Source organism: Brenneria corticis (assembly GCF_003115855.1).
GTDB lineage: Bacteria > Pseudomonadota > Gammaproteobacteria > Enterobacterales > Enterobacteriaceae > Brenneria > Brenneria corticis.
In genome coordinates, this window is record NZ_KZ819152.1 from 1 (window position 1) to 399 (window position 399).

General features: G+C 45.4%; 1 tRNA gene. It reads right to left on the bottom strand.

Annotated features, from left to right (window positions below):
- Positions 1 to 110: 110 nt before the first annotated feature.
- Positions 111 to 186, bottom strand: a tRNA-Glu gene (locus DDT56_RS24295).
- Between the last annotated feature and the right edge of the window lie 213 nt (positions 187 to 399).

The window sequence follows — 399 nt, forward strand, 5'->3', positions numbered from 1 at the left end:
GTTTCAATTTTCAGCTTGTTCCAGATTGTTAAAGAGCAATATCGTAAACACGACTCGTTAAAGTCATCTTTAAGATATTCGGTGATAATGTCTTTCACTCATTATCGGAATGGCGTCCCCAAGGGGATTCGAACCCCTGTTACAGCCGTGAAAGGGCAGTGTCCTAGGCCTCTAGACGATGGGGACACAAAAATTGTCAGCAACGCACGCGTTGCTATTTTTGTGTAAAGGCGAGATTTTTCCACAAAAATCGAGCGCCATTGTGTTTTGTCACTGCACTTGACAGTCACACACCCCACGGCACTTCAGGAAACGTCCGCAACCTTCTACCGCAGGTTACCTTGCTCGTTATTTTCATCAGACAATCTGTTGTGGACACTGCACCTTCCAATATCTCAC